Origin of the sequence: Mycobacterium sp. DL592 (assembly GCF_011694515.1) — a bacterium.
Taxonomy (GTDB): domain Bacteria; phylum Actinomycetota; class Actinomycetes; order Mycobacteriales; family Mycobacteriaceae; genus Mycobacterium.
Genome location: NZ_CP050192.1, coordinates 1,940,761 through 1,963,952, shown reverse-complemented (window position 1 = coordinate 1,963,952; position 23,192 = coordinate 1,940,761). Strand labels below are relative to the sequence as shown.

Below are 23,192 nucleotides of genomic sequence, written 5' to 3'. Positions count from 1 at the left end.
GCAGACATAATCTCGTGGTGAGCTCGCCCGACGAAGAACCGATCGCTCAGTCGCTGAGCGACATCACCCGCCACAACAGCATCGCAGCCGTCTTTCGGGCCGGCCTGACCGGAGGCGAACACCGTTGGGAGCTGCGCGCGGCAGCAGGTGAACTCCTCGCGGTCACCGCGCGAGTGCACAAAGGCGGACGCGGCGCACAGATGTTCTGGAAGGCGCTGACCCTCACCGGAATGGACGCCGGCAATGACATCCATGCAGAACTGCGCGGTGCCCGGGGGCGCGTCTTGGCGCGCATCACCTCGGCCAATGATGCACCGGCAACCGTGACCATTCACGACGAGGCGGGCTCACTGGTCGTCAAGAGCACCCGCGAGAAGACACTCTTGTTGAAGGTCAAGCATCCGGACACCTTCACCGTCCTCGATGCCGATGACCACGTCGATGCCCGCGTGGACTGCGAGGCCGCCCTGCCGTGGCAGGTGCTGGACGGTACGGGTGCGCTCACTGGAGAACTGCTCACCGGAATACCCGGGCCGACTCTCTCGCCGCAGTGGTCCGACTGGATTGACCCGCAATGGGGTCTGTCCGTGGCGACCTATGCCAACGCTCAACATCTGGGCATCGCTCGCGCCCAGCAGTACACGGCCGTGGTCCACGGCGCCCCCTCGGCCCGGCAGTCCACGGTCATAGCGTTGTTGCCGCTTCTCGCGGCGATGAGTTACTGACGACTCCCCTTGGTCCCCCAACGGCGCTCACGCCATTTCGTCACGGTGACAAATCGGGACAGGCATCGCCCCTGGGGTGCTTAAGCGCTGGCTTCCGGGAAGGCAACCCCACCAATGGTTTTCGCGTCAGTTCGCGACATCGAATGCCGCGATCACCTTCGTCGGCGTTATCCGGACGACGAGCTCGCCGGGCACCGCGTTGCGCCGACCGAACTCGTCTGCCCGGTCGGCGCCCATGTACCGGCCTCCGATCCGGGTTGCCGTGTGGAGCAACTCGTCGGGATCCTCACCGATAGCCGCCACGCCCTGAACCTGAACGAACGAGAACGGCGGAGTCTGATCGTCGACACAGATGACCACCCGCGGATCACGCTGCAGTGCATGACCTTTCGCGGTATCCCGACCGGTGTTGAACACCAGCTGCTGACCGTCGACGATGAACCAGACCGGCACCACCAGCGGCCGGCCGTCCGTCGCGACATACCCCAGTTTGCCCGTGCGAGTTCCTTCGGACAAGAACGCGATCACTTTGTCAGAGAGTTCCATGTCACTAGTTCAGGTTCATGTACAACGTCAGGCTCCGCGGCGGAAGGCTCGTACCGCCGAACCAGGTTTGCACCCGAAACGCGGTCAGCTGATTGGGATGCAAATCCGCCGGAATCGGTTTGAACACTGAGGAATTCGCGTACGACACCGTGATCCCGTTGTAATCGACTGAGAACGTGAAGGTTTGGCCGATCGGCACCGGAATGATCTCGGACTGCGTCGGCAGGATCCGGGCCAGGTCGACGTTGTAGTACGGCGCGATCTCGAACTGCTTGGCATTGACGTTGTAGCGCCACGCCACCATCAATGCGTTCTGGTCGGGCCGCAGGATGTTGAACGAGATGCCGGTGAGCTTGTTCCAGTCGTATTGGTCGACGTTGTGCAGGTCGTAGACCGTGTTGTCGGTGAGCATCGCGCTGCCGGACACCTTGGTGACGAAGAACGCTGGCAGCCTCGGCAGGCTGAACGGCAGGTTCTGAAAGATCGCGATCTGCCCCTTGAAGCCGACATGAACCTTCACCGGAGTCGGCGGAGTCGCCTTGATTCCGGTGCCGTCCGGAACATTGGTCGACGGCCACGGAATGGTCTCCGTCCCGAGCAGCGGCAGGCGAATCGGATCGACGGTGGTCGTCGGCGGCAGGCTGCGGTGCACTGGTGCCGCAGCCGTCCGCACGACCCGCGCCGACACCGCGGCACCCGACGACGCGGGACGGGACGCATGCGCAGTAGCGCCGGACCGGGGACCCGCACCACCGGTGGCCGACGCGGCATGCTCGGAGCCGGCTGAGGGCGAGTCCGCCGATGCCGAGGATGCCAGCGCCGTGCCGATCGCCGCCCCGATCCCCAACGCGACCGCCAGCCCGCCGATACGCCCGACGAGCGCTGCTGTTGTTGCCATACCCGGACCCCCGAATGCCGTTGACCGAGCCTATCCGCCACCCATCGCCGGCAGGCGGGCTTCGCGCGGATCCGATACCGCGGCGGCGCCTGCCTGGGATGCTTCATGCGAACCGGTCAAGGTGAGAAAGGCTCAGCCCATGCTCGAGATCCTGCGCGGACGGTGGTCGCTGCTGTGGCTCCTGGCTCCGGTGGTTCTGTTCCTGGCTCCCCTGCCCCTGGTCAACCACCCCCACCTGCTGGGTCCGTGGCTGATGGTTGCCACACTGCTGACCCCGCTGTTCGTTTTCCTGGCCGCCCGCGGCGATCCGGTGTTCCGCGCAGACGAGAGTGACGACGCATGAATGCGGCCGTCTCCGTGACGGTGCTCGCCGCCTTTCTGGCCGCCACCGTCGCACTCGGTGTCGCCGCCCGCCGAAGCGTCGCGCACACCGCCGATCTGACCGGCTGGTCGATCGGCGGCCGCAGCCTGGGACTGCTGTTCACCCTGGTGCTGATGGCCGGCGAGAGTTACACCAGCTTCAGCTACCTCGGCGCCGCCGGATGGTCCTACACCCATGGACTTTCGGCGCTCTACGTCGTCGCCTACGTCTCGATCGGCATGAGCGTGAGCTATCTCGTCGGGCCGATCCTGTGGACCTACGCCCACCGACACAACCTGGTCGGCATCAGCGACATCGTCGCGCACCGATTCGCCGCACCCTGGCTCGGCGCGCTCACCGCGATACTGGCCACCGTGTTCGTCCTGCCCTACATCCAACTGCAGATCACCGGAATGGGCGTGGTGGTCACGACGGTCAGCTACGGCACCATCGGGCTGTCGGTGGCCTACCTGGTGGCGTTCGTGGTCTCCGAGGCGTTCATCCTCGCTAGCGGATTACGGGGCAGCGCCTGGGTTTCGGTGCTCAAGGACATCCTCGCGGTCAGCACACTGAGCCTGGTGTTCATCTACATCCCGCTGCACTACTTCGGGTCCTACCGCGAGATGTTTGCCCGGATCAGCCAAGCCCACCGGGACTGGCTGACGCTACCGGGACCGGCCGGCCACACCCTGGGCATCGGCTGGTTCGTGTCCACCGTCGTCCTCAACGGCGTCGTGCTGACGGTGTTTCCCACCCAGGTGACGGCCTACCTCGGTGCGAAAAGCGCTCAGACACTGCGCAAGAACGCCATCATCCTGCCGTTTTATCAGGTGCTGCTGTTCGTGCCGGTGATCCTGGGCCTGGCCGCACTGATCGTCGTGCCGGGGCTGAAGGACTCCAACCTGGCGCTGTTCGCGATGATCGAATCCGTGATGCCGGCCTGGCTGCTCGGGGTGATCGGCGCGGCCGGCGCACTCTCGGCGATCGTCCCGATGGCGATGTTCATGCTCGTCATCGGAACCATGTGGGGCCGTTCAGTTCTGGGCATCCACCCGCGCACGGCACCACGGCAGCGTGAACTGTCACAGGCAGTGGCGTTGCTTGCCGGCATCGCCGCCCTGGCGATGACCTACGTCTGGCCCAACGCGCTGGTGCGCCTGTCGCTGATCTCCTACGAAGGGATGGCGCAACTGATGCCTGCGGTGTTGCTTGCCCTGTTGTGGCGCAAGATCTCCGCCACCGCCATCCTCAGCGGCCTGGTGATCGGCGTGAGCCTGGTGAGCTGGCTGGTCTTCACCGACCGTGACCCGTTCCACGGGATCAACGCGGGACTGGTCGCCCTGGCCGCCAATCTCGCCGCGGTGGCCGCGATCAGCGCGATCCGCCCGGCCCACACCCCCGAGGACCGGATCGCGCAACCCGAACGGATCAGCCGGGCCTATCGTTGAAGCCCGAGCGACAGGAGACTCCGATGCCGCCAGCAGCACAGCGCACACCCGCCGCGCCCCGAGTCGATATCGCCTCCCGCCTCGACCGGCACCTGCTGGCCGGCTCACGACTGCAACTGGGCCTGCGGCTGCTGCTCTCGGCGTTCATCATCGTCACACTGGTGATCGAACGCCCGCACGACAAGTTCGGGCTGTGCATGCTGATCGTCGGGGTGTACCTCGCCACCGTGGCGGGATGGGCGGTGTGGGCCTTCACCCCGCGCCGCACGGTCGACAGCTTCTCGGCGCCCATCGCGTTCGCGGTTCTGCTCGCCGACGTCACGGTCGTCGCGTCGATCACCGCGATCACCGGCATCGCGTCCCCGGAGAGCTGGACCTCCGATCTCCTGCGCGAAGGCCTGTTCCTGGTGCCGATCATCGCCGCCGCCCAACTCAGTGTCCGCATGACCGCGGTCATGGCGGTCCTGGTGGTCCTCGCACAGGTGGTGGCCAACTGGATCAACCAGGCCGCCAACGAGGAGCCCTGGCCCCCGATCATCTTGCACGCCACGCTGCTGGCCACCGTAGCCTGCGGGTCGGTGATGTTGTCCTACATCCAGCGGGCCCGCGTCACCACCATCCGGAACCTGTTGGTGCAGCGCACTGAGCTGCTCGACGAGATGGTCGGTCTGGAGATGCGGGAACAGACCGAACTCTCCGAACGCCTCCACGACGGCGCGCTGCAATCGGTGCTTGCCGCACGCTACGACCTCGCCGCGATCCGGTCGGGATCCACCGAGGCCATCGACCGGATGGGCACCACGTTGACCGACGCCGTCCACCTGCTGCGCGATGTCGTGCGTGAATTGCACCCGGAGGTGCTCAACCGGTCCGGCCTGCATACCGCCGTCGAACAGCTTGCCCACACCGTCGCCGAACGTGGCGGGCTGACAGTCGATCTCGACGCCGACGGGTGGCCGGAGGGGGTGCGCACCGACGCCGATCCCCTGCTGTTCAGCTGCGCGCGGGAACTGACCAACAACATCGTCAAACATGCCGGCGCCCGCACCGTGCAGCTCGGCCTGGAACTCACAGACACCTTGGGACGCATCATCGTTCGCGATGACGGCCACGGGATGGCCGATGTCGATCTCACCAAAGTCGTCGAAGAAGGCCACATCGGCCTGGCCGCCATCCGCACCAAGGTCCGCGCTGCCGAAGGCGAGTTCGACGTCGACTCCGGACCGCACGGCACCCTGGTGACGGTGACAGTTCCGCTGCACCACACCACCTGATCCGCGTTCGTCGCGGTACAGTCCATCCACAGTCGCAAGGAAGGCGGGGTGGCGACATGCAGACGTCGGAGACCCGCACCCGCGTGGTGGTGTGTGACGACCACCCGCTGTTCCGCGAAGGCATGGTCCGGGTGCTGCGGGCCAGCGGCGGCATCGAGGTGGTCGGCGAGGCCGCCGACGGCCGCGCCGCGCTCGACGCCATCCGGGAGCTGACGCCCGACGTCGCGGTGGTCGACTACAAGATGCCGGGGCTCGACGGGGTGGCACTGGCCAATGCGGTGTCCCGCGACGAACTTCCCACCAAGGTGTTGCTGGTCTCGGCGTTCGACGACAGCAGCATCGTCTACGAGGCGTTGTCGTCGGGGGCGCTGGGCTTCATCAGCAAGGAGGCCCCACCGGAGCAGGTAGTCGACGCCGTGCGGGCCATCGCCCGCGGCGAGGAGGTCGTGCCGCCCGAGCTGGCCCGGGGTCTGGCCAGCGAGGTCCGCAAGCGCGCCAAGGGCAACATGATGGTGCTGACATCGCGCGAGCTGGAAGTCGTCCGGTTCATCGCCGAGGGCTTCTCGGTGCCCGAAATCAGCAAGCAGATCCACCTCTCGCCGGCGACGGTGCGCACCCACATTCAGAAGCTCTACGAGAAGCTCGGCGTGTCCGACCGGGGCGCAGCGGTCGCCGAGGCGATGCGGCGGCGTCTGTTGGAATGACCGCGGCTACCGCGACGTGTTCAGCGCCACCGCCGCGTGGATGAGCGCGGTCAGTGCCTCGTCGTCGACGACGTCGCCGTCCCGAAAGTCGATGGCCCGCCGGGTATTGCCGTCCAAACTCGAGTTGAACAATCCGGACGGATCCGGCAGCGCCGCCCCTTTGGCGAATGTCACCTTCACGACGCTGTTGTAGGTCTCCCCCGTGCAGATGATGCCGGCGTGCGACCACACCGGAACGCCACGCCATTTCCATTCCTCGACGACGTCGGGGTCGGCCTGCTTGATCACCGCCCGGATCCGGGCCAGCATCTCACCGCGCCAGTCATCCAGTTCGGCGATCCGCGCGTCGATACGCTGCGCTGGGGAAACGTTGTCGTCCATGGTGGTTGGCTCTCGTCGGCGGTCAACGGGTTGTCGCAATTATGAATTACCTGGACGAATGCTGCGATAAACCCTTGACACGGATTTGGAGATTCGGCCGGACGGGTTGTATCTTTTCCGGCGGCCCAAAAACGTTTCGGAAAGCAAGAAGATGCGCACCCTGTACAGAACTCGCGGCTTCTCCAATCGTCCGCAACGTAGCGTCCGTTCCCACCGTGTGCTGCGCCCCGTCGCCGGTCAGTGCTTCGAGATCGACATCCGCCCGGAGAACAACCGGTGGATCGTCGCCATCCCCGAGATCAACGAGGTGACCGAGGCGAACACCCGCGCCGCAGTCGAACTCGCTGCCCGCGAATGCATCGCCACGCACACCGGGATTCCGATCGGCTACATCTCGGTGTGGGTTCGCGACTGATCGGTCATCGCACCGGCCGGAACAGCGGTATCCACACCCGGCTGTCCTCATCGCCGGACAGTGCGGTCCAGTCTTCGAAGAACACCTCGACCTCCAGCCCCACCCGGATGTCCTCGGGTGCGATGTCGACAATGTTGGTGATCAGCCGGGTGTCCGGCTCCTCGGCGAGTTCGACCATCGCCACGATGTAGGGCGGCTCGAATCCCGGTATCCAGGGCTGCCGGTCGACGGTGAACGCCGCGACCGTTGCCCGTCCCGACACCTTCTCCGGTGCGACGTTGGCGCTGCGGCAGCGCCAGCAGACCGGGCCGGGCGGGTGGAAGAAGTGCCCGCAAGCGTGACAGCGTGAGATCAGTAGGTCGCCGTTGCGCCCACCGGTCCAGAAGGCGGTGGATTCCGGTGTGGGACTAGGGGCCAGCCGCAGTGCGGGGCGCTGGTAGCCCCTGTCACTCATCGGCTGCTCACCAGCATCGAACCGGCGACCGGCCCGCCGCCGACCCCGACGGCCACCAGGTCCGGCGTGCGTACGGCCTGACGCTCACCGCCTTCTTCCCACAGCTGCACACAGGCCTCGTGCAGGAACCCCATCCCGTGCAGGCGCCCGCCGGAGAGCTGGCCGCCGCTGGTGTTCAACGGCAGCTGCCCCTCGAGCGCGATTCGTTCTCCCCCTTCGATGAACTCGCCGACCCGGCCGTGTTCGCAGAATCCCAACGCCTCCAACCACATCACGGTCAGGAAGCTGAACCCGTCGTACAACTGGGCCATGTCAACGTCGGCCGGCCGCAGTGAGGTGTTGTCCCAAAGCGTCGCCGCCGAATCGTGAGCCGCCATCGTCGTGATGTCGAAACGTTGCTCCCACGTTGGCCTTTCGAACATCCCGGGGCCCACCGACTCCACGGTCAGCGGGTGGCGTGGCAGGCCTGCCGCGGCGTCGCGGCGCGACACGATGACAGCGGTGGCGCCGTCGCACGGAACGTCACAGTCGAACAGACACAATGGTTCGGAGATCATCCGCGCCGAAAGATAGTCCTCCATCGACATCGGATCGCGGTAGACCGCATCGGGATTGCCGCCGGCGTTGCGGCGGGCGTTGATCGCGATCGCCCCGAGCTGCTCGCGGGTCAGCCCGAAATCGTGCATGTAGCGCTGGGCCGGCATGGCCAGCCAGTTGGCGGCCGACAGCGCCCCGAACGGCGCCGTCCACTCCATCTGCACGGGCAACTTGCCGCCACCGCCGAGCAGCACCGAGGCGTGGCCACCGCCGGCGTGCGCGGCAGCCGTGGACTCCCAGACCGACCGGAACACCACGACGTGATTGGCCAGGCCGAGCGCCACCGCCATGCATGCCTCGATCACCGGGCCGATCTGGCCCGCGGTCTCCAGCGACGACATGTACCAGCGGCTGCGCAGCCCGAGGGCGGTGCGCACCTCGGTGACGCTGGCCCCGGAGAACCCGGCCCCCGCGGCGGCCGGGCCGGGATAGCTGGCGATGCCGTCGACGTCGTCGACCGACAGCCCGGCATCGGCGATCGCGCGCAACACCGCCTCCAGCGTCAGGTCCAAGCCGGTGCGACCCAGCCTGCGCCCGACCGCGGACTTACCGGCACCAGTGATGACGGCCTTGCCGTCGAACGGACCTCTGCTCACGTCTGCTCGTCGGTGTCGCGGGTCTTCACCGGCGGGCGCGCTGCCAGCGCCTGTTCGGTGAGCGACAGCGCTATGAGGATGTCGACGGCGGTGATCACCAGACCTGTGTAGTACATCCATTTGACCGTCGGGTCGGGTTGGACCACGAAGTAGAGGATCAAGAAGATCGGCCCGACGATGCCAAAGACGAAGATCAACCCCTGGATCCTCAAGTAGGTCCACCACGTGGACATGGTCACTGCGCCCCGCGCGCCACCGGGCGCCCGTCCTCGGAACTCCATTGCGACCAGGACCCCGGGAACAGTGCCGCAGGCTGACCGAGCGCGGTGAGCGCCGCGACCGTCACCGCCGCAGTGACGCCCGATCCGCAGTAGACGCCCACCGGCGCGCTGCCGTCAGCGCCGCACAGCGCCAGCTGATCGCGGACCGCGGGATCGGTCGCGAACGTGCCGCCCTCGGCGAGTACCGACGTGCTCGGCAGGTTGCGGGCACCGGGGATGTGCCCGGCCACGGGGTCGACCGGTTCGACGTCGCCGCGGAAACGCTCCGGTGCACGGGCGTCGAGCAGCAGCACCGAGTCCACTTCGTCGGCGCTCAAGGTGGGCATCGCCCCGGCATACAGGTCGTCGTGGGGCAGCGTCACGTCACCGGGTTCCGGGTCGACCGGGCCCTGCTCCAGCTGACCCCCTGCGGCCTTCCACGCTCCCAGCCCGCCGTCGAGGATGCGGACGTTTTCCAGGCCCGCGGCCCGCAGCACCCACCAGGCCCGTGCCGAACCGGCGCGATTCCAGTCGTCGTAGACCACGACCGGACGGCCCTGACGCACACCCCATCGCCGCGCGGCTGCGGTCAGGGGGGCACCCGAGGGCAGCGGGTGACGGCCGCGGCCGGTGACGCTGTGATCGCTCAGTTCGCCGTCGAGCGAGACGTAGACCGCACCGGGCAGATGCCCCGACAGGTAGGCGGCGCGGCCGTCGGGTTCGGCAAGCTGCCAGCGCACATCGAGGATCGTCACCGGCTCGCCGCCGCGGATCCGGCTGATAAGTTCCTCAGCCGTGGTCAGCACCCCGGAGCGGCTCGTCATCGTTGTCCCTTCCCGTCGTCTCGCAGACGATCATGCCCAATCGCGTGCGGGTGTGTCAGCCGATGACCGGCGGTAGGGTCGGCGGGGTGAATTCGCCGCAGGCGTACGCCCCCGACGGACGACCCCGCGCCCGGGGCCTGGGTATCGCGGTGTCCGGGGAGCCCGGAGAGCTCAATGCGATCACCGACGTGCCGGGAGTCGAGGTGGGCACCGTCACCCTCGTCAGCGGCGAGGGGCCGCTGGTGGTCGGCAGCGGGCCGGTCCGCACCGGGGTCACCGCCATCCTGCCGCGCGGTCGCGCCGGCGTCGGTCAGCCGTGCGCGGCGGGCTGGCATTCCCTCAATGGCAACGGCGAGATGACCGGAACGACCTGGATCGAAGAGGCCGGCTCCTTCAATCTCCCTGTGCTGCTGTCGAATACGCACGCCGTCGGGGCCTGCCACACCGGGGTGATCTCCTGGGTGAACCGGGTCGACCCGGTCCTGGCTCGCCAGTGGCTGCTTCCGGTGTGCGCCGAGACCTGGGACGGCTACCTCAACGACATCAACGGCGGGCACGTGCGCCCCGAACATGCCGAGGTGGCCCTCGACGGCGCGACGGTCGGCCCGGTCGCGGAAGGATCGGTCGGTGGCGGGACCGGGATGAACTGCTATGAGTTCAAGGGCGGCAATGGAACTGCGTCACGTCTGGTGCGCTACGCCAGCCACACTTTCACTGTCGGCGCTTTCGTCCAGGCCAACTTCGGCTCGCGCGAGGAACTCACGGTGGCTGGCCGGCACGTGGGACCCCTACTGGGCGTGGGCAATCCACTGGCCGGCGACTGGTTCGAGCGCGACCTGAACCGTCCGCCGCCGGGTGCCGGTTCGGTGATCGCGGTGATCGCCACCGACGCCCCGCTGCTGCCAGGCCAGTGCAGGGCGCTGGCCCGCCGCGTCCCGTTGGGCTTGGCGCGCACCGGCACCACCGGCAGCCACTTCTCCGGCGACATCTTCCTGGCGTTCTCCACCGCGCCGGCGCCCGGCCTGGCCAGCCGCTTCCCCACTGGTGAACCCACCGACGACGAGTTCGGCCACCTCAGGTTCCTGCCCTGGGGCCGAATGGATGTCATGTACACCGCGGTGGTCCAAGCGGTCGAGGAAGCTGTGCTCAACGCGCTGGTGGTCAACACCGATATGGTCGGGCGCGACGGGCACCGCTCCCCCGCGCTACCGCACGACGATCTGCGAGCTCTGCTGTAGCCGTCCGGTCACACCTGCAGATTGGGCACGGCGTTGAAGCCGCCGAAGTCGAGTTGGGCGGCCGGGTTGGCGATCGCGGTGACCATCCCGGTACCGAACGGGCCGTCTCCGTCGTGCAGGGTCGCCGTGCCGACCGACACACCGTCGGCCGCCCAGTGCGATTCTGCTTGCAGGCCAACGTAGTCCGAGTGCGGTAAGCGGGTGAGCGCCACCGTCAGGTCGCCGTTGATGTACCCGATCCCCTTGGTTCCCAGATTACAGACCAGGCTGGTGGCCTCGGCGACGATCACCGCACGCACGAACGGGGTTAGAACCTGGCCGGCGACCGCATCGATCGGCTTGTGGTAGAAGCGCTTTCGGGTGGTGTTCTGGTGTGCCCCGCCGCGGGTGTCCCAGCCGGCGCCGTCGCTGCCGATGAGGTAGGCGTTCTCGTGGGTCTGCAGCGGCGGGGTGAACGAGGCATCCCCAATCCACTCCTCGCCAGGCGGCGGCTCGGACGTGCGGTACTGCACCAACGTCGCACGCGCCACGACGATCTCACCCTGGACCACATCGCATTCGGAGTTGCGGATCCGGTGGCCGTCGCGAATCAGGCGGGTGCGCACATGGGTTGGCCGTTTGCGGGCCGCTTTGAACAGGTCGACGGTGAGCCGGCCTGGAAGGAACCCCTGCGCCCCGTAGTCACGCTCGAGACTCCAGGCAGCCAAAGCCACGACCGCGGGGCCGTTGAGCATGTCCTCGCCCCAGCGGCTCTGCGCCCACTTGGTCGGCTGGAAGGTGCCGTCTGCTTCCGCCGTGAAATGCGCCGGGCCGTTCCCCATCCGCGCATCCTCGCACAAGGCACTCCGGTGTCCGCGCCCGGATGCTTAGTCGACATAATCAAGGGGTCGGGGCGAGGAGAAGGGAACACCACGAGTGTCTGATCTGGGCTCCGGTCACCCTCGGCCGGCGGTCCTTGTGGCGACGCTGAGTGTGGTTGCGTTGACCGTCGCGGTCCTGCAGACCGGGGTGGTGCCGATCCTGGGTGTGATCGCCCGCCAGCTCAACGCCTCCACGGTTCACGTCAGCTGGGCCGTCACCGCCAACCTGCTGGCCGCCGCGGCCACCACCCCACTGATCGGCCGGCTGGCCGACCTCTACAGCAAGCGGCGGGTCCTGCTGGTCGTGCTGGCCGTCGTGCTCGCCGGATCGCTGCTGGCCGCGCTGACGGCGTCCCTTCCGCTGCTGATCATCGCGCGAGTCCTCCAGGGCGCCTCGTACTCGCTGTACCCGATCAGCGTGTCGATCCTGCGCGACGAACTGCCACCGGAGCGGCTGATGCGGGCGATGGCGGTGCTGTCCGGGACACTCGGCTTCGGCGGCGGCATGGGGCTCGTGGTGACCGGTCTGCTGATGCGCGGCGACGCCGGCTATCACCGGGTGTTCTGGCTCACCACCGCGTTCACCGCGATGGTGATCGTCATGGTGCTGCTCGTCGTGCCGTCCCGGCCGCGCACGGCCTCGGGCACGATCGACTGGGCAGGAGCGCTCGGGCTGGGCGTCGGGCTGTCCGCCGTATTGCTGGCGATCACCCAGGGCCCGGGTTGGGGGTGGGCGTCTGGGCGCACGATCGGCTGCGCCGTCGCGGGCCTGACGGCCCTCGGCGCGTGGTGGTGGTGGGAACGCCACTGTGCGCAGCCCCTGGTGTCCACCGCGATGTTGTCCCGGCGTCCGATCCTGTTGACCAACATCGCCACCGTGTTGGTGGGGATGGGCCTGTATCTGAGCTTCCTCGGCCTGACCGACTTCGTTCAGTCCCCGGTGGCCAGCGGATACGGGTTCGGCGCCTCGGTCCTGGGTGCCAGCGTGGTGTTCCTGCTTCCGGGCGCGATTGCCGGCTTCGTCACCGCGGTGCTCAGCGGCCGCTACATCGACCGCTACGGGGCCCGCATCGTGCTGGTGGTCGGCGCGGTGGCCGGCGTGATCGGCTTCACCCTGTTGGCCGTCCTGCACGACCTGCCGTGGCAGGTCATCGCCGCCACCGTGCTGGCCAACGCCTACATCAGCCTGGCGTACGGGGCGCTGCCCGCCCTCGTCGTCCAGGAGGTGGACGCCGGCGAGACCGGTGTCGCGACGAGCATGAACGCGATCGCGCGGACCATCGGCAGTTCGGTGGCCGCCGCGATCGTCGCGGTGTTGCTGAGCCGCTCACATGACGGCTATCCCGCCGAGAGCAGCTTCATCGCCATCTTCGTGCTGGGCGCGGTCACCGCGCTCGGCGCGCTCGTACTCGTCGCCACCACGCGGCCGCGGCTACGGCGCCTGGAATCGCTGGACGACATCACCGATTCGCGAGCGATGAACCATGAGTGGGGCTAGCGCGCCGCCGTCTCCGGGCCGGGCTGCGCCCTGGTGCCACCACGGGCCGCCCCGATCCCGGCGGCCACCACGAAGCCGATACCGACGATCGCCAGCGCCGTCGGAACCTGTTGCAGCACAAGGAATCCGATCAGCAGCGCCAGCGCCGGCTCCAGGCTCATGAGTGTGCCGAATGCGGCGGCGTTCAGGCGACGCAACGCCAGTAGCTCCAGCACGAACGGCGTCATCGGCAGCAGCAGTGCCAGCCCGAACCCGACGAGGATCAACCCCGGCGTCATTCTGGGGATCACGGCGTGGCCGACCGCCGCGGTGGCGACCAGCGCCGCGACCGGCATCGAGACACCGAGGCCGGCCAGCCCGTCGACGCCGTCGCCGACGCGCTGGGTGAGCAGGATGTAGGCCGCCCAGCACAGCGCCGCACCCAGGGCGAGCCACACGCCGGTCACGTCGACGGTGCCGCGCCACGGCTCGGTGAGCAGTAGGACACCGGCGCCGGCCAGCGCGGGCCAGACGAGCCGCCCCCGGCCCCGGCCGCTGACCACCGCGACACCGAGCGGTCCGAGGAACTCCAGCGCGCTGGCGGTCGCCAGCGGAATCCGCGCGAGTGCGGCCATGAACAGCAGCGTGGTCAGCGCCGTCACGGCGCCCAGCACCACGCACGTCGCGAAGGTGGTCCTGGTGAACGCCGACGGGCGGGGGCGCACCAGCACCAGGAACAGCAGTCCGGCCCACGTCAGCCGCAGCCAGACCGCACCGTCGGTGCCGATCCGGCCAATCAGGCCGACGGCGACCGCCAGGCCGAGCTGGACGCACACCATTGCTCCGACCGCGAGGGCCGCACCGGTCCTCGCAGAGTGAGCGGGCATGGTTGGCATGATTGCAGAGGACACTCAGGCACCCCACGCCGGAACGGACGCTCAGTGAGTTCTTCACCGAAGGACGAGTCGCTCGACTCGATCAGCCACACGCTGGCCCAGGTGATGCGACTCAGCGGCAGCCGGTCGATGTTCGCCCGGCAGGCCGCGGCCGCCGGCGTCGTCCTGACCCAGCCGTCCTACGTTCTGCTACGCGTCCTGATCGACGGGGGCCCGCAGTCGATGGGTGCGCTGGCCCGCGCCGCACACATGGACGTCGGCATGGCGACCAGGCAGGTCAGCATCCTCGTCGATGCGAAACTGGCTACGCGGGAGCCGGATCCGGCCGACGCGAGGGTGACGCTCATCGCTGTCACCAGGACCGGACGGCGAGTCGCCGGTTCCCTGCAGGAGGTCCGGCGCCGTCATCTGCAGCGTGCCCTGTCGGGCTGGACGCGTGCCGAACTCGACGAGTTCGACCGGCTGCTGACCCGGTTCTTCGACGACTCGGTGGGCACTCCGATCGACGACTGACCCCTCAGCGGGCCTGCAGGGCGGCGATGCACGCGCGCAGGGCTTCGTCGTCGCCGGGATCGGCGATCTGGGGCAGTTGGACACCGTCGGCCAGCTCGCCGTAGCGCGCCCGCAGGATCGCCGGCAGCTCGTCGTAGCGCCCCGACACCAGCAGGGTGTCGAGCACCGCGTCGGTGAGCACGGCGGGCAGCTCGGACCAGCGCTGGTCCTTGACCACCGCGCGCAACCGGCCGGCGAGATCGGTCAGGCCGAGGCGTTCGAGCGCGGGCGCGTAGGCCGGTGTGGAGTACAGGAAGGCGAGCAGGCCGCGTTGCCGCTCCCGGGCGCGGGCTACGGCCGCGTCGCCGGCGCCGGTAGCCATCGCGCAGGACGCGATGATCGCTGGTGCGGCAGCGCGTTTCGCCGTCGCCGCGCCCCGGTCGAGGGCCGGCCGGACGACGTCGCGCAGGTAGCCCGGGTCGGAGTTGGTGGAGTGGGTGACCACGCCGAGGGCCAGTTCGCCGGCCAGCTCACACATTCCGGCGTTCACCGCACCCAGCCAGATCGGTGGCGGGGCGACGGCGTCGTCGGGGCCGGGGTTGAAATAGGGCTGCAGACGGGTCAATTGGTAGCACTGCCCCTGGAAGTCCAGCCGCCCGCCGGTGCGAAACGCCGTAAAGAGGGCCTCCAGCGCGCCGAGATAGTCGCGCATCCGGGATCGCGGTTCGCTCCACGGCATGCCGTAGCGGTCGCGGACGTTCTGCTTGATCTGGCTGCCCAGCCCGAGTTCGAAACGGCCGCCCGACATGACCGCCAGATCCCATGCGGTGTAGGCCACCAGGGTGGGGCTGCGCACGAAGGCCAGGGTGATCGACGTGCGAACCGTGATGGCGGCGGTGTGTTCGAGGGCGAGTAGTGCCACCGCCAGCGAGTCGTGAATGGTCTCGGCGATGTGCAGGCCGTCGAATCCCAGCTGTTCGACACGGCGTGCATACCCGGCGACGTCGCGCAGCGGCAGCCGGGGATCCATTCCCGCGTAAACCTTCATCGCGCCCCACCTTAACATTTGCTTGACATTGTCAATTTTATCGACTTAGCCTTCGGCGATGACCGCAGCACGGTTCTACTTCGACTGGGGCAATTACCTCACCATGCTCAAGCTGCTGCGGGCCGAACCGGCAGTACTGACCGTCAGGCAGTGACCCGGTCGACGAGTTCGCGCGCCAACGCGAACGCCGAGGTGGCCGCCGGCGAGGGGGCGTTGCGCACATGGGACACCGCACCGATGCGGGAGATCACGAAGTCGTCGACAAGGGTGCCGTCGCGGCCGACGGCCTGGGCCCGCACCCCGGCGTGCGCGGTCCCGTCGAGGTCGGCCACCGACAAACCCGGCATGTAGCGCTCCGCGGCGCGTACGAATGCGCGCCGGCTCGCCGCCATCCGGATCTCGTCGAACCCGACCCGCCAATATCTATGCGCCACATGCCAGGTGCCCGGCCAGCTCGCCGACTCCCACGCGTCGCGCCAGTTCCAACGGCGCAGCGAGTAGCCGTCGCGGGCCGCCACCATCATGGCGGTCGGACCTAGGCTCACCGAACCGTCGATGTGCTTGGTGATGTGCACGCCCAGGAACGGCAGTTCGGGGTTGGGCACCGGATAGATCATGCCGTTTAGACGCGGCTGTGCGGTCGGCGTGAGTCCTAGATAGGCGCCGCGGAATGGGATGATCCGGGGGTCGCGCGGAGCTCCCGCACGCCGGGCCAACCGGTCGGACCACAATCCGGCGCAGGCGATCACAGTCCCGGCCCGCACCGGACCATGACCGGTGAGCACCACCGGTGACTTCGCACCGTCGATACTGCGGACGTCGGTGCCGAACCGGATCGTCGCACCGGCCGCAGTCAGCTCCTGCACCAGTGCCCGCGCAACCGCCGGATAGTCCACGATGCCGGTGTTGGGCGCGTGCAGTGCTTGCACACCAACGGCATTGGGCTCGATCTCGGTGATCTCGGCCGCGCGGACCCGGCGCAGGCCTGGCACGGCATTGGCCCGGCCCCTGGCCTCCAGGTCGTCCAGTCGCGGCAGTTCACTGGCGGAGACCGCCACGATCAGCTTGCCGCAGCGCTCATGGGCGATGCCGTGCTGCTCGCAGAACTCATACATCAGTCGCGCGCCCTCGACACACAGCCGTGCTTTCAGCGAACCGGGCTGATAGTAGATGCCGCCGTGGATGACTCCCGAGTTGTGCCCGCTCTGGTGGCGTGCCGGCCCGGCTTCACGTTCAAGCACCGCCACCGAATCCTGCGGACGTCGCGCCAGCCATTCCCGCGCGACGGCCAGCCCCACAATGCCGGCGCCCACCACGACGAGGTCATAGGCGGTGCGAGCCATGATGCGGCTCAATCGATATCGGCGTCGGCGGTCTGTTCCATCGCCCGCCGGACGTGGGCACGGCGCTCCTCGATGGTCTGCCCCAGCTCCTGCAGGAGTTGGGGGTTCTGGTGCACAAGGTCGGCCATCTTGTCACGGCCAACGTGCACTGTGGTGACTTCGCCGTCGGCATAAGCCGATCCGAGCACCGCCTGTCGTGTCAACGCGGACTGGCCAAGGAAGGAGCCCTCCCCCTGCGACCACAGAACCGTCTCAGAACCATCCTCGAGAGGCGCGGTCATCTGCACTTCCCCCGACAGGATGAAGGTCAGTCCGTCGGGGACCTCTCCGATCCGCTGGATCCGCTCGCCGTCCGCGTAGCGTTCGAGCTTGGCGTGCGCGATCAAAGCCCGCTGCTCGTCGCCGCTTAGCCGGAACGTGGGCCCGACCACCCTGGAGATGGCCTCGGTGATCCTGTCCTCCGTCGAGAACTCATCCTGTGCCTCATCCAGATGCAATCCCTCACGCCTCGAGGCGTACCACAACCACCGCAGAAAGGTGGCTTTGGCCCTACCGTCCTCTGCCGGCGAATTCAGCGGAATCTTGGTGCGATACTCCATAGCACCCGAGGGCACCGCCGACGGCGAGCGGTCCGGGTCGCACTGCGGTAGTGCAGCGGCCAACCGGGCGAGCAGGGCACACACCTTCTCTGGGGGATCGTCTACCGCGAACACAGTGGTGACAGCCAACGAATGCTTGCCAGCCGGCCGGCTCAGGTTGGTGAATGAGGCTGCGGCCAGCATCGAGTTCGGTGTGATCTGAAGTCCGGTGCCCGTCTCGAGATGAGTTGCCCGCCAGTTGACCTCGATGACTTTGCCTTTTGCCTGTGCGGTCTCGATCCAGTCCCCCAGCCGAAAAGGCTGCTCGAACAGCATCAGCAGGCCGGAGATGATCTGGCCTACCGAGTTCTGCAGAGTCAGACCGACCACGATCGACGTGACGCCGAGTGCGGTGAACAAGCCCTTGACGTTTGCGCCCCAGATGTAGGCGAAAATCATCGCCAACCCCACCGCGATCAGCACGAAGCGCAGCACATCGAGGAAAATTGACGGGATCCTCTTGCGCCACGATCCGTCAGGAGCGCTTTGGAACAGCGCCGCCTTGATACCCGACAGCATGAGCACGAGCACCACGAACGCGACCAGGGTGCCCACCACCCGCACCGAAGTTTCTTGTGGTGGAATCTGATTGGCTTCCAACATCAGCAACAAGAGTGCGGTCAGCGGCAACAGATAATTCCGCAGTATGGTCACAGGGCGAACAAGGAAGCTCTGCTTACGCTGCAGGATATGCTGCCACTCGGTGAGAATCACCAGTCCCAGGGGGAGACCGAAGGCGATCCCGACCGCCCAGTAGAACCATGTCGACCTGAAGATGTCCGTCATCGCTCACGCTCCGACAACTGCCACACGGGTTCGGACGCGCCGTCGACTGTCACCGTTCCAGCGGACGTGAACTGCATGGTTTCCTGCAGGTTGTCGTATACCCGCGAGGTGACGTAGATCCCCGGCTGCGGCGAGCCGTTCTTGATCTGGTGGGCGAGATTCACCGCCGCGCCCCACATGTCGTAGACCACCGACGGCTGGCCGAACAGACCGCTGCTGACCGACCCGGTGTCGATGCCGGCCCGCAGGCTGAGGTTGTTGTCGGTCTCTGCGTTGAATCGCTCGACGATTCGCTGACACTCCAGGGCGAAGTCGACGGTCCTGCGGACGTTGTCGAGCCGGGGCACCGTCAGACCACAGCTGGCGAGGTAGCCGTTGCGAACGGTGTGCACCCGCTCCATACCCAAACTGTCGGCGGCAGCGTCCATCTGCCGGATGAGCTCGTTGACCTTTGTCAGCGATTCCCGCGATGACAGCTCGACCTGAAGCCGATCCAGCCCGATGATGTCAGCGAAGATCACCGTCACGTTCTTGTGCTCAACGGAGATACTCTCTTCACCCTGCTTGAACCGTTCGGCGATGGTCTCTGGCATCAGTGACTTCAGCAGAGCGTCGGCCTCGCGCCGCTGTTGGTTGATGAGATCTTCCTTGACAGTGAGACTGCGACCCATCTCATTGAAAGCTGTTGTGAGGTCGCCAATTTCGTCCCGCGTGGTGACGGGGATTGCAACTTCGTAGTCACCCGAGCCGATTCGCAGCGCACCGGCCTCGAGGCGCCTGATGGGGCGAACGAAGATCTGGGCCAGCATGATCGCCAGCAGACAGACCAGGAAGATCATGCCCGCGGTCACCACCACCATGGTCTTGGTAAACGTGGCTTCCTTGGCAAAGGCTTCGGCGGTATCGACCTTAGCGACGATCGACCAGTGCAGCTCGGAGTCCTTGACCACGAGCGGCGCATAGGCCTGCAGAGTGTCCTGGCCGAGGTAATCGGCGGCGACCAGGGTGCCAGACTCTCCCCTCTGGGCGTTCCTGGTGGCGGGCGAGGACAGCGGCTGCACCAACGTCGTCCCACCCTGACGGATGGCCATGTCGGCGACGTCGGGCGGAGTGCCTGCTTGGACGACATCACGTTTGTAGCGCTGCGGGTCCTCCAGGAAGACCCGAGAGTCCGACCTCATGAGCTCGTCTGGCCCCGCCAGGATCGTCTCCCCCGTCTGGCCGAGGCCAACATCCTGCCACTTCTTATCGAAGGTCATCAGGCGGTTGATCTTCGTGATGGGGAACTGCAGCGCGAGAACACCTTCCGCGCGGCCGTCCCGGCGCAACGGTGCCACCATCCACGCGGTCGGCGAGTTTTCGGCCGGTTGATAGAACTCGAAGTCAGTGAATCCGACATAGTCGACGGCGTTGGACGACATCGCCTTGAGATAGGCCTCCTGGAGTTTGGATCCGGCAAAGGGGCCGGCCACGATGTTGGTGCCGAGGTCGACGTCCTTGTAGGCGGTGTAAACGACGTTGCCGCTGGCATCGATCAGCAAGGCATCCTGAAATTCATACCTTGTCGTGATCTGCCGGAAGAAGTCCTGGAAATGAGCGTTCGCCGCCGACCACGCGCTGCCGTCGTGGGCGTCGTCAAGGGCAATCGCGTAATCGTCGCCGTCGTCAAGGTTGTGCGGACGCGTGGCCGTGTAGTTGGCCTGCAAGTAACGCTGGGCATTGGAAGCGGGTAGGAGCGCGGCGGCGTCCAGTTTCGTGCCGCTGTACTTCTCGGTCTCTTTGATGAACGAGTTGTTGTAGTAGTCACCGATGTTCTGCCACTGCGCCGGGCTGATCTGGGCGTTAGCCAATTGGTTGAACCCGGCGGTGAACGCCTCCAGTGCGTCGCGCGCGACCACACCGTGGGTGTAGATGATGAGGGAATTCTTCAGGTCGGAGATCTGCTCCTGCAGCGACCGGGTTTGGGACTCGCGTAATTCGGTCAGCCGGTCGAACACCGCATTGCGGAGCGAGGTGCGGCCGGCTTGGAACGCGATGCCGCCGACGACCGTCGCCGCCAGTATGGTGCACAGCACCATCATCAGGATGAGTTTCGACTGGATACTTACGTGGCTGAGCGGGCGGCGGCGCCGGATCCGGTCCAGCCTGGTCATTGCCGGTTTGGCTTCCCCCGTAGGTTCGGTGACGGCCTCCGCAGCGTCTGAATCAGACACTTGCGTCATAGGCATCCCTTCGCCCGGCACGGCGCGCACAGACACGCTTCCTCGAGCAGGATACCGCACGATGTGACCAGTGTTGCTGATGTGATGACTGATACGACGACTCTGTCGCCCGCTCACTGACCGGAACCCGCCGTTGAGCAACACGACCGCAAATGATCGGATAGCAGACGTGGACACCAGTTACGAAGGCACGCTGCGGGAAATCAGCACCGACAAGGGCGTTCTGCGCTATCACGAGGCCGGCGAGGGCCCCACGCTGCTTCTGCTGCACGGATCGGGCCCCGGCGTGACCGGCTGGCGCAACTACCGCGGCAACCTGGCGTTCTTCGCCGAACACTTCCGGTGCCTGGTGCTGGAGTTCCCGGGCTTCGGCGTCAGTGACGACTTCGGCGGTCACCCGATGCTCGACGCCCAGGCCGCCGTGCCGGTGTTCGTCGACGCGCTGGGACTCGACCGGGTCGACGTGATCGGCAACTCGATGGGCGGCGGCGTCGGTATCAACTTCGCGATCAATCACCCCGACCGCATCGGCAAGCTCATCACCATCGGCGGGATCGGCACCAACATCTACAGCCCAGGCCCCAGTGAGGGAATCCGGCTGCTGCAGGAGTTCACCGAGGATCCCACCCGCCAGCGCCTCGTCGACTGGCTCAACTCGATGGTCTACAACCAGGACCTGGTCACCGAGACGCTGATCAACGAACGCTGGGAGCTGGCCACCGATCCCGAGACGCTGGCCAGCGCGCGCCGGATGTACGGCAAGGCCGCCTTCGCGGCGATGACGAAGATGATGCGAAACGCTGATTTTCCGCTGCCCTGGGCGATCATGCATAAGGTCAAGGCACCCACCCTGCTGACCTGGGGGCGTGATGACCGGGTCAGCCCGCTGGATATGTCACTGGTCCCGATGCGCACCATCCCCGACGCCGAACTGCATGTCTTCCCGAACTGCGGGCACTGGGTGATGATCGAGCAGAAGCAGGCCTTCGAAGCGACCGCACTGAGCTTCCTTCAGCGCGGCTAACCTTGCGGCGCAAGGAGTTCGAACCCCTTGTAGCCGCTTGCCGCCACGTCGGCGCAGATGTCGTTGTAGACGCCGAACCCGCCGCAAAACAGCATGAACACCCGCGGCTTGCCCGGCACGTTGGCGCCCAGGTACCACGAGTTGGCCTTGGTGAACAGCGTGGTCTCCACGCGCTGCGACAGCTCGGCCAACCAGCGCTCCACAGCGTCGGGCGTGGCTTCTAATGCGGCGTAGCCGTTTTCGTCGAGGTAGCCGATTGCCTCGGCGATCCAGTCGACGTGCGCCTCGGCTCCGAGCACCATGTTGGCCAGGACTGCCGGGCTGCCCGGGCCGGTGATCATGAACAGGTTCGGGAACCCGTCGCAGCCCAGCCCCAGATAGGTCCGCGGGCCGTGGGCCCAGTCCTCGGACAGCGCCCGTCCCCCGCGGCCGATAATGCTGATCTTGCCCAGTGACCCGGTCAGTGCGTCGAAGCCGGTGGCGAACACGATCGCGTCGACGTCGTAATGGGCTGCGGTGGTGGAGATCCCGGTGGCATCGATCGACTCGATCGGGGTCCGGCGCACGCTGACCAACTCGACGTTGGGCCGGTTGAACGTCTGGAAATACTGCGAGTCGGTGCAGATACGCTTCGCCCCGATCGGATGGTCGTCGGGGATCAGCAGTTCGGCGACGGCGGGGTCGTCGATGACCGCGCGGATCTTGTCCTCCCAGAACTTCCTGGCCTCGTCGTTGGCGGCGAGGTCGGTCATCTGGTCGGGGAACGTCTTGGAGAACAGCACGCCGCCGAGCTGCCAACGCCTTTCGAAGGCCATCCGGCGCTCCTGCGGCGGCACCTGCAGGGTCGGCGTCGTGGTGCCGACATAGGGCGAGCCGCCGCCGCTGCGGAACGAGATCCGCCGCCGTTCGGCGTAGTTCGCCTTGACCTCGGCCAGCTCGTCGGCGGTCAGCGGCCGGTTGCCGGCCGGGACGCTGTAGTTGGGCGTGCGCTGGAAGACGTACAGCTGGGCGGCCTGTTCGGCGATCAGCGGAATCGACTGGATGCCCGAGGATCCCGTGCCGATGACCGCGACCCGCCTGCCGGTTAAGTCGACGCCCTGGTGCGGCCAGTGCGCGGTGTGGAACACATCACCGGAGAAGCTGTCCAGCCCCGCGAAGTCCGGTGTGATCGCCGCCGACAGCGCGCCGGTGGCCATGATGGCGAACCGCGCGCTGACCACCTCACCGGAGTCGGTGCTCACCGTCCACCGCAGGGTGTCCTCGTCGAGGACCGCCGACGTCACTCGCGTGCCGAAGGTGATGTCGCGGCGCAGGTCGAGTGTGTCGGTGACCCAGTTGAGGTACTCGAGGATCTCGGGCTGCGTGGCGTAGCGCTCGGTCCAGTTCCACTGCTGCTGCAGTTCCTCGGAGAACGAGTAGCTGTAGTCGACGCTCTCAACATCGCAGCGCGCGCCCGGGTAGCGGTTGTAATACCAGGTGCCGCCCACTCCGGGGGCCGCCTCGAACACCCGCACGGCCAGACCCTGCGAGCGCAGCCGGTGCAGGGCGTACAAACCCGCGAATCCGGCCCCGACGACGACGGCGTCGAGGTCGGCCAGCCCGGTTCTCTGCATGCTGGTCACATTGACAAATCAGACCAGACTTGTAAAGGGCCAAAAGGGCCTGGTCCGCTCATTGGGACAACT

24 protein-coding genes are annotated in these 23,192 nt (G+C 66.9%); 10 read left to right on the top strand and 14 right to left on the bottom strand.

The genetic code is table 11. The annotated features are described in order from the left end of the window. The first annotated feature begins 17 nt into the window (after positions 1 to 17). Positions 18 to 725 (top strand): hypothetical protein, encoded by a 708-nt coding sequence (locus tag HBE64_RS09475; RefSeq protein ID WP_167100798.1) that lies wholly within the window; start codon positions 18 to 20, stop codon positions 723 to 725. A gap of 126 nt (positions 726 to 851) precedes the next feature. On the opposite strand, the gene HBE64_RS09470 is transcribed toward HBE64_RS09475, so the two are convergent. Together HBE64_RS09470 and HBE64_RS09465 are read right to left on the bottom strand one after the other, a co-directional pair. Next, positions 852 to 1,271 (bottom strand): PPOX class F420-dependent oxidoreductase, encoded by a 420-nt coding sequence (locus HBE64_RS09470; RefSeq protein WP_167100795.1) that lies wholly within the window; start codon positions 1,269 to 1,271, stop codon positions 852 to 854. 4 nt (positions 1,272 to 1,275) lie between these two features. After that, entirely contained in the window at positions 1,276 to 2,169 is an 894-nt protein-coding gene (locus HBE64_RS09465) for a hypothetical protein (protein ID WP_167100792.1), read from the bottom strand. Between the two features lie 139 nt (positions 2,170 to 2,308). Here HBE64_RS09465 and HBE64_RS09460 point away from each other — a divergent pair, with 139 nt between their 5' ends. The 4 genes from HBE64_RS09460 to HBE64_RS09445 are packed head-to-tail and all read left to right on the top strand — an operon-like array spanning position 2,309 to position 5,956. Further along, entirely contained in the window at positions 2,309 to 2,512 is a 204-nt protein-coding gene (locus HBE64_RS09460; protein ID WP_167100789.1) for a hypothetical protein, read from the top strand. Continuing rightward, positions 2,509 to 3,978 (top strand): sodium:solute symporter, encoded by a 1,470-nt coding sequence (locus HBE64_RS09455; RefSeq protein ID WP_167100786.1) that lies wholly within the window; start codon positions 2,509 to 2,511, stop codon positions 3,976 to 3,978. Before HBE64_RS09460 ends, HBE64_RS09455 begins: the two co-directional genes overlap by 4 nt. A 23-nt stretch (positions 3,979 to 4,001) precedes the next feature. Next, positions 4,002 to 5,252, top strand: coding sequence for a sensor histidine kinase (locus HBE64_RS09450; RefSeq protein WP_167100783.1), 1,251 nt, complete (start codon positions 4,002 to 4,004; stop codon positions 5,250 to 5,252). Positions 5,253 to 5,308: 56 nt separating this feature from the next. Then, complete coding sequence (locus tag HBE64_RS09445) at positions 5,309 to 5,956, top strand: response regulator transcription factor (protein WP_167100780.1); 648 nt, start codon at positions 5,309 to 5,311, stop codon at positions 5,954 to 5,956. Positions 5,957 to 5,962: 6 nt separating this feature from the next. Here the strand turns inward: HBE64_RS09445 and HBE64_RS09440 are convergent, their stop codons facing one another. After that, positions 5,963 to 6,337, bottom strand: a complete 375-nt coding sequence (locus HBE64_RS09440) for a DUF1801 domain-containing protein (RefSeq protein ID WP_167100777.1) — start codon at positions 6,335 to 6,337, stop codon at positions 5,963 to 5,965. 217 nt (positions 6,338 to 6,554) lie between these two features. Here HBE64_RS09440 and HBE64_RS09435 point away from each other — a divergent pair, with 217 nt between their 5' ends. Further along, positions 6,555 to 6,752: a long chain fatty acid-CoA synthetase Faa4p gene (locus HBE64_RS09435; protein ID WP_167100774.1), complete on the top strand. Its 198-nt coding sequence runs from the start codon at positions 6,555 to 6,557 to the stop codon at positions 6,750 to 6,752. Positions 6,753 to 6,756: 4 nt separating this feature from the next. Here the strand turns inward: HBE64_RS09435 and HBE64_RS09430 are convergent, their stop codons facing one another. The 4 genes from HBE64_RS09430 to HBE64_RS09415 are packed head-to-tail and all read right to left on the bottom strand — an operon-like array spanning position 6,757 to position 9,483. Next, positions 6,757 to 7,206: a Zn-ribbon domain-containing OB-fold protein gene (locus HBE64_RS09430; RefSeq protein ID WP_167100771.1), complete on the bottom strand. Its 450-nt coding sequence runs from the start codon at positions 7,204 to 7,206 to the stop codon at positions 6,757 to 6,759. Next, on the bottom strand, positions 7,203 to 8,399 hold the full coding sequence (locus HBE64_RS09425) for a thiolase family protein (RefSeq protein WP_167100768.1): 1,197 nt from the start codon (positions 8,397 to 8,399) through the stop codon (positions 7,203 to 7,205). Before HBE64_RS09425 ends, HBE64_RS09430 begins: the two co-directional genes overlap by 4 nt. Then, positions 8,396 to 8,632 carry a hypothetical protein gene (locus HBE64_RS09420; protein WP_167100765.1) on the bottom strand — a complete coding sequence of 79 codons (237 nt, stop codon included), beginning with the start codon at positions 8,630 to 8,632 and terminating at the stop codon, positions 8,396 to 8,398. The genes HBE64_RS09425 and HBE64_RS09420 overlap by 4 nt, the downstream gene beginning before the upstream one ends. A gap of 2 nt (positions 8,633 to 8,634) precedes the next feature. Further along, entirely contained in the window at positions 8,635 to 9,483 is an 849-nt protein-coding gene (locus tag HBE64_RS09415; protein ID WP_167100762.1) for a sulfurtransferase, read from the bottom strand. A 62-nt stretch (positions 9,484 to 9,545) separates the two neighbouring features. Between HBE64_RS09415 and HBE64_RS09410 the strand changes: the two genes are divergently transcribed. After that, complete coding sequence (locus HBE64_RS09410; RefSeq protein WP_167108987.1) at positions 9,546 to 10,721, top strand: P1 family peptidase; 1,176 nt, start codon at positions 9,546 to 9,548, stop codon at positions 10,719 to 10,721. Positions 10,722 to 10,729: 8 nt separating this feature from the next. Here HBE64_RS09410 and HBE64_RS09405 read toward each other — a convergent pair whose 3' ends face one another. Then, positions 10,730 to 11,542 carry an acyl-CoA thioesterase domain-containing protein gene (locus HBE64_RS09405; RefSeq protein WP_167100759.1) on the bottom strand — a complete coding sequence of 271 codons (813 nt, stop codon included), beginning with the start codon at positions 11,540 to 11,542 and terminating at the stop codon, positions 10,730 to 10,732. A gap of 94 nt (positions 11,543 to 11,636) precedes the next feature. On the opposite strand from HBE64_RS09405, the gene HBE64_RS09400 reads away from it, so the two are divergent. Then, on the top strand, positions 11,637 to 13,079 hold the full coding sequence (locus tag HBE64_RS09400) for an MFS transporter (RefSeq protein ID WP_167100756.1): 1,443 nt from the start codon (positions 11,637 to 11,639) through the stop codon (positions 13,077 to 13,079). On the opposite strand, the gene HBE64_RS09395 is transcribed toward HBE64_RS09400, so the two are convergent. Beyond that, positions 13,076 to 13,945: a DMT family transporter gene (locus HBE64_RS09395; protein ID WP_167100753.1), complete on the bottom strand. Its 870-nt coding sequence runs from the start codon at positions 13,943 to 13,945 to the stop codon at positions 13,076 to 13,078. The genes HBE64_RS09400 and HBE64_RS09395 overlap by 4 nt on opposite strands. A 54-nt stretch (positions 13,946 to 13,999) precedes the next feature. Between HBE64_RS09395 and HBE64_RS09390 the strand changes: the two genes are divergently transcribed. Beyond that, entirely contained in the window at positions 14,000 to 14,467 is a 468-nt protein-coding gene (locus HBE64_RS09390; RefSeq protein ID WP_243841555.1) for a MarR family winged helix-turn-helix transcriptional regulator, read from the top strand. A 4-nt stretch (positions 14,468 to 14,471) separates the two neighbouring features. Here HBE64_RS09390 and HBE64_RS09385 read toward each other — a convergent pair whose 3' ends face one another. The 4 genes from HBE64_RS09385 to HBE64_RS09370 form a co-directional block, all read right to left on the bottom strand. Then, a complete protein-coding gene (locus tag HBE64_RS09385; protein WP_167100750.1) occupies positions 14,472 to 15,494 on the bottom strand; it encodes a TIGR03617 family F420-dependent LLM class oxidoreductase in 1,023 nt (340 codons plus the stop codon). Between the two features lie 143 nt (positions 15,495 to 15,637). Further along, positions 15,638 to 16,837: an L-2-hydroxyglutarate oxidase gene (gene lhgO / locus HBE64_RS09380; RefSeq protein WP_167100747.1), complete on the bottom strand. Its 1,200-nt coding sequence runs from the start codon at positions 16,835 to 16,837 to the stop codon at positions 15,638 to 15,640. Positions 16,838 to 16,845: 8 nt separating this feature from the next. After that, the gene (locus HBE64_RS09375; RefSeq protein ID WP_167100744.1) at positions 16,846 to 18,261 is read right to left on the bottom strand and encodes a mechanosensitive ion channel domain-containing protein; all 1,416 of its coding nucleotides are present in this window, start codon (positions 18,259 to 18,261) and stop codon (positions 16,846 to 16,848) included. After that, positions 18,258 to 20,474, bottom strand: a complete 2,217-nt coding sequence (locus tag HBE64_RS09370) for an adenylate/guanylate cyclase domain-containing protein (protein ID WP_243841628.1) — start codon at positions 20,472 to 20,474, stop codon at positions 18,258 to 18,260. The genes HBE64_RS09375 and HBE64_RS09370 overlap by 4 nt, the downstream gene beginning before the upstream one ends. Before the next feature lie 178 nt (positions 20,475 to 20,652). Here HBE64_RS09370 and HBE64_RS09365 point away from each other — a divergent pair, with 178 nt between their 5' ends. Then, the gene (locus HBE64_RS09365; protein WP_371744128.1) at positions 20,653 to 21,507 is read left to right on the top strand and encodes an alpha/beta fold hydrolase; all 855 of its coding nucleotides are present in this window, start codon (positions 20,653 to 20,655) and stop codon (positions 21,505 to 21,507) included. Here HBE64_RS09365 and HBE64_RS09360 read toward each other — a convergent pair. Next, positions 21,504 to 23,120 carry an NAD(P)/FAD-dependent oxidoreductase gene (locus tag HBE64_RS09360; protein ID WP_167100741.1) on the bottom strand — a complete coding sequence of 539 codons (1,617 nt, stop codon included), beginning with the start codon at positions 23,118 to 23,120 and terminating at the stop codon, positions 21,504 to 21,506. The two genes, HBE64_RS09365 and HBE64_RS09360, sit on opposite strands and share 4 nt — an antisense overlap. Positions 23,121 to 23,192: the final 72 nt, after the last annotated feature.

Excerpts from the sequence above, each read along its gene's own strand:
- HBE64_RS09470 (WP_167100795.1), bottom strand. The coding sequence starts at position 1,271 with ATGGAACTCTCTGACAAAGTGATCGCGTTCTTGTCCGAAGGAACTCGC.
- HBE64_RS09465 (WP_167100792.1), bottom strand. The coding sequence starts at position 2,169 with ATGGCAACAACAGCAGCGCTCGTCGGGCGTATCGGCGGGCTGGCGGTC.
- HBE64_RS09460 (WP_167100789.1), top strand. The coding sequence starts at position 2,309 with ATGCTCGAGATCCTGCGCGGACGGTGGTCGCTGCTGTGGCTCCTGGCT.
- HBE64_RS09455 (WP_167100786.1), top strand. The coding sequence starts at position 2,509 with ATGAATGCGGCCGTCTCCGTGACGGTGCTCGCCGCCTTTCTGGCCGCC.
- HBE64_RS09450 (WP_167100783.1), top strand. The coding sequence starts at position 4,002 with ATGCCGCCAGCAGCACAGCGCACACCCGCCGCGCCCCGAGTCGATATC.
- HBE64_RS09445 (WP_167100780.1), top strand. The coding sequence starts at position 5,309 with ATGCAGACGTCGGAGACCCGCACCCGCGTGGTGGTGTGTGACGACCAC.
- HBE64_RS09440 (WP_167100777.1), bottom strand. The coding sequence starts at position 6,337 with ATGGACGACAACGTTTCCCCAGCGCAGCGTATCGACGCGCGGATCGCC.
- HBE64_RS09430 (WP_167100771.1), bottom strand. The coding sequence starts at position 7,206 with ATGAGTGACAGGGGCTACCAGCGCCCCGCACTGCGGCTGGCCCCTAGT.
- HBE64_RS09420 (WP_167100765.1), bottom strand. The coding sequence starts at position 8,632 with ATGTCCACGTGGTGGACCTACTTGAGGATCCAGGGGTTGATCTTCGTC.
- HBE64_RS09415 (WP_167100762.1), bottom strand. The coding sequence starts at position 9,483 with ATGACGAGCCGCTCCGGGGTGCTGACCACGGCTGAGGAACTTATCAGC.
- HBE64_RS09410 (WP_167108987.1), top strand. The coding sequence starts at position 9,546 with ATGACCGGCGGTAGGGTCGGCGGGGTGAATTCGCCGCAGGCGTACGCC.
- HBE64_RS09405 (WP_167100759.1), bottom strand. The coding sequence starts at position 11,542 with ATGGGGAACGGCCCGGCGCATTTCACGGCGGAAGCAGACGGCACCTTC.
- HBE64_RS09395 (WP_167100753.1), bottom strand. The coding sequence starts at position 13,945 with ATGCCCGCTCACTCTGCGAGGACCGGTGCGGCCCTCGCGGTCGGAGCA.
- HBE64_RS09385 (WP_167100750.1), bottom strand. The coding sequence starts at position 15,494 with ATGAAGGTTTACGCGGGAATGGATCCCCGGCTGCCGCTGCGCGACGTC.
- lhgO (WP_167100747.1), bottom strand. The coding sequence starts at position 16,837 with ATGGCTCGCACCGCCTATGACCTCGTCGTGGTGGGCGCCGGCATTGTG.
- HBE64_RS09375 (WP_167100744.1), bottom strand. The coding sequence starts at position 18,261 with ATGACGGACATCTTCAGGTCGACATGGTTCTACTGGGCGGTCGGGATC.
- HBE64_RS09360 (WP_167100741.1), bottom strand. The coding sequence starts at position 23,120 with ATGCAGAGAACCGGGCTGGCCGACCTCGACGCCGTCGTCGTCGGGGCC.